The 7,543-nt window shown below is 34.8% G+C and carries 6 protein-coding genes; 5 read left to right on the plus strand and 1 reads right to left on the minus strand.

What is annotated here, in order from left to right:
- Positions 1 to 234: 234 nt before the first annotated feature.
- The 5 genes from tgt (at position 235) to dnaB (ending at position 6,179) form a co-directional block, all read left to right on the plus strand.
- On the plus strand, positions 235 to 1,365 hold the full coding sequence (gene tgt, locus DMB68_RS18120) for a tRNA guanosine(34) transglycosylase Tgt (protein WP_035679831.1): 1,131 nt from the start codon (positions 235 to 237) through the stop codon (positions 1,363 to 1,365).
- A gap of 102 nt (positions 1,366 to 1,467) precedes the next feature.
- Entirely contained in the window at positions 1,468 to 2,556 is a 1,089-nt protein-coding gene (locus DMB68_RS18125; protein ID WP_110348029.1) for an LptF/LptG family permease, read from the plus strand.
- On the plus strand, positions 2,543 to 3,430 hold the full coding sequence (locus DMB68_RS18130; protein ID WP_110348030.1) for a DMT family transporter: 888 nt from the start codon (positions 2,543 to 2,545) through the stop codon (positions 3,428 to 3,430). The genes DMB68_RS18125 and DMB68_RS18130 overlap by 14 nt, the downstream gene beginning before the upstream one ends.
- A 111-nt stretch (positions 3,431 to 3,541) precedes the next feature.
- Positions 3,542 to 4,495, plus strand: a complete 954-nt coding sequence (locus tag DMB68_RS18135) for an acetyl-CoA carboxylase carboxyltransferase subunit alpha (RefSeq protein WP_110348031.1) — start codon at positions 3,542 to 3,544, stop codon at positions 4,493 to 4,495.
- Positions 4,496 to 4,634: 139 nt separating this feature from the next.
- Positions 4,635 to 6,179 carry a replicative DNA helicase gene (dnaB, locus tag DMB68_RS18140; protein ID WP_110348032.1) on the plus strand — a complete coding sequence of 515 codons (1,545 nt, stop codon included), beginning with the start codon at positions 4,635 to 4,637 and terminating at the stop codon, positions 6,177 to 6,179.
- 94 nt (positions 6,180 to 6,273) lie between these two features.
- Here dnaB and DMB68_RS18145 read toward each other — a convergent pair.
- The coding region (locus DMB68_RS18145; protein WP_124019450.1) for a T9SS type A sorting domain-containing protein at positions 6,274 to 7,543 on the minus strand (1,270 nt) is incomplete at its 5' end.

Raw genomic sequence — 7,543 nt, forward strand, 5'->3', positions numbered from 1 at the left:
TTGTGACAAAAGTCTAGTCTTGATTAACAAAAATATTTCATGGAGCAAAAGATATAGCGAAAAGCCCGACCCTTGGGGAACGCCCAAAACATTTTGAAACTCCAAATGCAAAATTCTAAATTCCAATTTTTTTAGGTTGAGGCTTCAGGTTGTTAATCATTATCTAATTTTCTAATTGCCAAATTATCTAATTCTCCAAATTAGACTATCTTTGCACCCTGAAAAAAGAAACAGATGAAGTTTGATTTATTACAAAAAGATCCGCAATCGAAAGCAAGAGCGGGGAGTATTACTACAGATCATGGCGTAATTGAAACGCCTATTTTTATGCCTGTCGGAACGGTGGCTTCAGTAAAAGGAGTGCATCAGCGTGAATTGAAAGACGATATTAATCCGGATATTATTCTTGGGAATACCTATCATTTATATTTACGTCCGCAGACTGAGATTTTGGAGAAAGCCGGAGGTTTGCATAAATTCATGAACTGGGATCGTAATATTTTGACAGATTCTGGCGGATATCAGGTGTATTCTCTTTCGAATAACAGAAAAATTAAGGAAGAAGGAGTAAAGTTCAAGTCGCATATTGACGGTTCTTATCACTTTTTTACGCCTGAGAATGTAATGGAAATTCAGCGTACGATTGGAGCCGATATTATTATGGCTTTTGATGAATGTACGCCTTATCCTTGCGATTACAGATATGCGCAACGTTCGATGCACATGACGCACCGTTGGCTGGACCGTTGTATTAATCATTTGGATAAAGTGCCTTATAAATATGGATACGAGCAAACTTTTTTTCCAATTGTTCAGGGAAGTACTTATAAAGATCTGCGTCGTCAGTCGGCTGAATATATTGCCAATTCAGGTCAGCAGGGAAATGCTATCGGAGGATTGTCAGTAGGGGAACCTGCTGAAGAAATGTACGCCATGACCGAAGTGGTTTGCGAAATTCTTCCGGAAGATAAGCCTCGTTATTTAATGGGTGTTGGAACTCCAATTAATATTTTGGAAAATATTGCGTTAGGAATTGATATGTTTGACTGCGTAATGCCAACGCGTAATGCGAGAAACGGAATGTTGTTTACAGCGAACGGAACCATTAATATTAAAAATAAAAAGTGGGAAGCTGATTTTTCTCCAATTGACGAAATGGGGCATACTTTTGTAGATACTGAATATACAAAAGCGTATTTACGTCACTTATTTGCTGCCAACGAATATTTAGGAAAACAAATTGCTACTATTCATAATCTTGGATTTTATATGTGGTTGGTTCGTGAGGCAAGAAAACATATCTTAGCAGGAGATTTCAGACCATGGAAAGAAATGATGGTTAAAAATATGAGTCAAAGACTATAAAATTGTTTCAGGTTTTTTTTGTTTCAGGTTTCAGGTTTCTGTAAAGAACTTGAAACTTTTGAACTTGAAACTTGAAACTTTTGAACTTGAAACAAAAGTTTTATGCTGACAATAATAGATAAGTATATTTTAAAAAGATATTTGGCCACTTTTTCGGTGATGATACTTTTATTTATTCCAATTGGGATTGTAATCGATGTTTCTGAAAAGGTGAATAAAATGCTGGAGAACAAAATTCCTTTTACCCAAATTGCGATTTACTATTACAACTTTACGGTTTATTTTGCCAATTCGCTGTTTCCGATATTTTTGTTTTTGTCGGTAATATGGTTTACCTCTAAACTGGCTAATAATACCGAGATTATTGCTATTTTAAGTTCCGGAATTTCATTTACACGTTTTTTACGTCCTTATATTATTGGTGCTTCAATCGTTTCGGTTTTTGTGCTTTTAATGGGGTTTTTTATTGTTCCTGCTGCCAGTGAAGGGTTTAATAATTTTAGGTATACCTATTTAAAAGGAAATGGTAAACAGCTGATGCGGGGTGAAAACACAAATGTTTACCGACAACTTAATGATCATGACTTTATTTTTGTAAATAGTTTTAATGAAGAATCCAAGACTGCTTTTAATTTTTCACTGGAACATTTTGAAAAAGATAAACTGACTTATAAAATTACAGCCAGTCGTATTAAATGGGATCCTAAATTGAAGACTTACATTTTATATGATTATACTAAAAGGACTCTTGGGGAATTGAATGATAAAATTGAAAAAGTTCCGGAAAAAAAAGTTCATTTCAAGTTTGAGCTGGCAGATTTAACTCCCGTAGTTTATATTGCTGAAACTCTTTCTTTAGGAAAATTAATTGATTTTATCGAAAAAGAAAGAAAAAGAGGCTCCGGAAATATTAATACTTATTTAGTGGTGCTTTATAAAAAATACAGTGTACCTGTTTCTGCTTTTATTCTGACGATTATTGCCGTGGCAGTTTCATCAATGAAACGTCGTGGTGGAATGGGAGTCAATCTGGCGATAGGAATTGCGATTGCTTTTTCATTTGTTTTTTTTGATAAAATATTTGGTACTCTTGCCGAAAAATCTACTTTTTCACCTTTATTAGCTGTTTGGTTCCCGAATATTGTTTTCGGAATCTTAGCGGTTTATTTATTACGAAATGCGAAACGATAATTTAAAAAGTTATTTAAATCTTCATTTAATTGTTTTTATCTGGGGGTTTACAGCTATTTTAGGTGCTTTAATTACCATTGATGCTGAAAATTTAGTTTGGTACAGAATGCTGTTTGCAGGAGTTTTTCTGGCTGCTTTTATAGTTTATAAAAAGCAATCTTTTGTAATATCAGCTCAGTCTTTTGCTAAATTAATTTTTGTTGGATTACTGATCGCTCTGCATTGGGTTTTCTTTTTTAAGGCGATTCATGTTTCCAATGTGTCTATAACGCTTTCTATATTTTCCCTTGGTGCTTTTTTTGCCTCTTTGCTGGAGCCGCTTTTTTACGGAAGAAAGATATTGTGGTACGAAGTTTTCTTCGGGTTAATAATTATTGCCGGACTAGCTTTGATATTGCAGGTTGAAATTAAATATCTTACAGGAGTATATTATGCTTTGGCCTCAATAATTTTGGGTGTTTTATTTACTTTAATGAATGGAAAATTAATTTCTGATCATGAACCTTCTGTTATTACATTTTATGAATTTGGCGCAGGAGTTTTCTTTATATCTATTTATTTTTTGGTGCAGGGAAAATTCACAGCTGATTTTTTTACCATGTCATTAAAGAATTGGGGATTACTATTTATTTTAGCTTCGGTTTGTACGGCTTACGCTTTTACGGCTTCAGTAAAAGTAATGCAGAAATTAACACCTTATACAGTAATGTTAACTACTAATTTAGAGCCTGTTTATGGAATTATGCTGGCCTATTTTATTCTGGGAGGAAAAGAAAAAATGAGTACAGAATTTTATATTGGCGCTTTAATAATTGTAATTACAGTTATTTTAAATGGTGTTTTCAAACATTATAAAAACAAAGAAAATTTGTAGTATTTACCTTATGCTTGTTTTGTGTTATTCTATTTAAATACAAATTATTTATACCAATGATATAATATTTTTATATTTGCGGTTCGATTTAAAAACAAAATTCAAAAATCCATGGAATATTTAGATTTTGAGCTTCCAATCAAAGAACTTGAAGAACAGTTAGAAAAGTGCGTTATAATTGGAAAAGAATCTGATGTTGATGTAACACCAACATGTAAGGAAATCAATAAAAAATTAGAACAAACTAAAAAAGATATATACAAAAACCTTACGGCCTGGCAACGAGTACAATTGTCAAGACACCCAAACCGACCTTACACTTTAGATTATATCAGGGCAATTTGTGGAGATACATTTTTAGAGCTTCATGGAGACAGAGGTTTTAAAGATGATAAAGCAATGGTTGGCGGATTAGGAAAAGTAAACGGTCAGTCGTTTATGATTGTTGGTCAGCAAAAGGGATTTAATACAAAAACCCGTCAATACCGTAATTTTGGTATGGCTAATCCTGAAGGATATCGTAAAGCTTTGCGTTTGATGAAAATGGCAGAGAAATTTGGAATCCCGGTTTTAACTTTAGTAGATACTCCGGGTGCATATCCTGGATTAGAAGCTGAAGAAAGAGGGCAGGGAGAGGCGATTGCAAGAAATATTTTTGAAATGGTTCGTCTTAAAGTGCCAATTATTACTATTATTGTTGGTGAAGGTGCTTCTGGAGGTGCTTTAGGAATTGGTGTTGGAGATAAAGTTTATATGTTAGAGAATACTTGGTATTCTGTAATTTCTCCCGAATCCTGTTCTTCTATTTTATGGAAAAGCTGGGAGTACAAAGAACGTGCTGCTGATGCATTGAAACTGACTTCATCAGACATGAAAAAGCAAAAATTAGTAGATGATGTTATTCCTGAACCACTTGGCGGAGCGCATTATGACAGAGAAACTACTTTTAAAACAGTAGCAGAATATATTACAAAAGGATACAATGAATTGAAAGATTTATCAACAGCCGATTTAATTGCACAAAGAATGGACAAATACAGTAATATGGGCGAGTATAAAGAATAAATTCATACAAAATGATTCAAAATCCGAAGCCTTACAGTTTCGGATTTTTTTTGGTTATGAACAAAAAACACTTATTTATAAACAATTATTACTTATAACTAGATAGTAATATTTTTTTAAATTTTGCTAATTTCGCTAAATGGAAAATTTCAAAAATATAAACCCTGTAAAGGTAGATAAAACCACTATTATTAATCTGGAAAAAGGAAAACTGCCTCCTCAAGTGCTTGATTTAGAAGAGGCTGTTCTTGGAGCGATGATGATTGATAAAAAAGGGGTTGATGATGTGATTGATATTTTGCAGGCAGATGCATTTTATAAAGAGGCACACAAACATATTTTTGAAGCCATTATACAGCTTTTTACCGAAACGCAGCCAATTGATTTACTTACGGTCTCAAGTCAGTTAAAAAAGAATGGAAAATTAGAATTAGCCGGTGGTGATTTTTACCTGATTCAGCTTACTCAAAAAATTGCGTCTTCTGCGCACATCGAATTTCACTCTCGTATCATTCTTCAAAAGTTTATTCAACGAAGTTTAATTAGAATTTCATCTGAAATTATCGAAGCATCGTATGATGAAACTACAGATGTTTTTGATTTATTAGACCAAGCCGAATCTAAACTATATGAAGTAACTCAGGGAAATATCAAACGTAGTTCTGAAACTGCACAGAGTTTGGTTTTACAAGCTAAAAAGAAAATTGAAGAAATTTCTAAAAAAGAAGGATTAAGCGGTGTAGAAACAGGTTTTACTAATTTGGATAAACTAACTTCGGGATGGCAGCCGAGTGATTTAATTATTATCGCAGCAAGACCTGCAATGGGAAAAACCGCGTTTGTACTTTCTATGGCCAGAAATATCGCCATCCAATTCGGACATGCAGTGGCTTTGTTCTCTCTGGAGATGGCATCTGTTCAGTTAATTACAAGGCTAATTTCGTCTGAAACAGGATTGTCATCAGAAAAACTGCGTACAGGGAAATTAGAACCCCATGAATGGACCATGTTGAGTACCAAAGTAAAGGATTTAGAGAAAGCTCCATTGTTTATTGATGATACGCCATCACTTTCTATTTTTGATTTAAGGGCAAAATGCCGTCGTTTAGCTTCGCAGCATGGTATCAAGATTATTATTGTCGATTATTTGCAGTTGATGACCGCCGGAGGAAATGCTAAAGGTGGAGGAAATCGTGAGCAGGAAATCTCTACCATTTCCCGAAACTTAAAAGCTTTGGCAAAAGAACTTAACGTTCCGGTAATTGCTCTTTCTCAGTTATCGCGTGCTGTAGAAACACGTGGATCCAGTAAACGTCCTTTATTATCAGATCTTCGTGAATCTGGAGCAATTGAGCAGGATGCAGATATCGTTTCGTTTTTATACCGCCCAGAATATTACAAAATTGACGAATGGGATGATGATGAAGCTTCTCCAACAGCTGGTCAGGCAGAAATTATGATTGCAAAACACCGTAATGGGGGTATCGAAAATGTGCGTTTAAAATTTATTGGACACCTGGGAAAGTTTGATAATCTTGATGATTTTTCAGGAAGTTATGATGATTTACCATCAAAAATGAATCACGATGATAACCCGTTTATCACTAAAAATCTTCCTTCTGCGAATGAAGCTTTTGGAAGTAATCTGAATGATGACGATGATGATAGCGATGTACCGTTTTAAGTTTGATTAAAATTAAATTTACTATAAAAAGAAAGGGAAAAATCATATGATTTTTCCCTTTCTGATTTTAAAGAATTTATAAAATCTTTTTGAATTATTTTTTCAGAATCAATTTGTGAGTAATTAATTTACTGCCTTTCTTTTCTGTAATAAAATAAACTCCATCTGAATAACTTTCAAGATTAATTGTGTTAACTATATCAGATGTAACTTTTGCTGTTTTGATAGTTTGTCCTAATTGATTTGTAATATTTAGATCAGCATCATGGTCAGATTGAATGTTTACAATACCCTTACTTGGATTAGGGTATATTACAAATTTAGATTTTTCTTCAAAATCAGTATTGGCTAAAGATGTTACAGGTATGCATGATGATAAAGTACTACATGCTCCAATTGTTATAACAACTGCATACGAACCAATAGCTGTTGGTGTGTAGGATTGCCCGTTTTCTCCAACTAATATAGTAGCAGGACACTGAATCCATTGGTATGAAGCGCCAGTTTGTGTTGCTGTAATGACACCAGATGTCAGAGTAGCTCCATTGTCTAATTCGCATACATTATTAATAGTAATCGTAAACTGTTTTTCAAAACTTAAACCAGCCTGATCTGTTGTTCTTATTCTAATGGAGTAAGAAGATTTGGTTTCAAAATCGGGGCTTGCTACGATTTGCAGGTTCGCACCACTGATGATGAAAGCGCTGTTGTCTGTACTTCCTGCACCAGCGACCAAAGTGTAAGTGAAAGTATTTGCAGCATCAACATCAACAGAAGATAAAACTCCTACTGTTGTTCCGCCCGCTACATTTTCGTTGATTGCCGTAGCAGAAAGTGCCAGGTCTGTAGGTACTTCGTTAAGGTTGTTTACATTGATAGTAAATGTTTTTTCAAAAGAAAGCCCACCCTGATCGGCAGTTCTTAGACGTATAGCATAAGAAGATTTGGTTTCAAAATCGGGGCTTGCTACGATTTGCAGGTTCGCACCACTGATGATGAAAGCGCTGTTGTCTGTACTTCCTGCACCAGCGACCAAAGTGTAAGTGAAAGTATTTGCAGCATCAGCATCAACAGAAGATAAAACGCCTACTGTTGTTCCGCCCGCTACATTTTCGTTGATTGCCGTAGCAGAAAGTGCCAGGTCTGTAGGTACTTCGTTAAGGTTGTTTACATTGATAGTAAATGTTTTTTCAAAAGAAAGCCCACCCTGATCGGCAGTTCTTAGACGTATAGCATAAGAAGATTTGGTTTCAAAATCGGGGCTTGCTACGATTTGCAGGTTCGCACCACTGATGATGAAAGCGCTGTTGTCTGTACTTCCTGCACCAGCGACCAAAGTGTAAGTGAAAGTATTTGCAGCATCA

Origin of the sequence: Flavobacterium hydrophilum (assembly GCF_003202405.1) — a bacterium.
In the GTDB taxonomy this organism is placed as follows: Bacteria; Bacteroidota; Bacteroidia; order Flavobacteriales; family Flavobacteriaceae; genus Flavobacterium; species Flavobacterium hydrophilum.

Bases quoted from the DNA above. Each gene is read 5' to 3' on its own strand.
- tgt (WP_035679831.1), top strand. From the start codon at position 235: ATGAAGTTTGATTTATTACAAAAAGATCCGCAATCGAAAGCAAGAGCG.
- DMB68_RS18125 (WP_110348029.1), top strand. From the start codon at position 1,468: ATGCTGACAATAATAGATAAGTATATTTTAAAAAGATATTTGGCCACT.
- DMB68_RS18130 (WP_110348030.1), top strand. From the start codon at position 2,543: ATGCGAAACGATAATTTAAAAAGTTATTTAAATCTTCATTTAATTGTT.
- DMB68_RS18135 (WP_110348031.1), top strand. From the start codon at position 3,542: ATGGAATATTTAGATTTTGAGCTTCCAATCAAAGAACTTGAAGAACAG.
- dnaB (WP_110348032.1), top strand. From the start codon at position 4,635: ATGGAAAATTTCAAAAATATAAACCCTGTAAAGGTAGATAAAACCACT.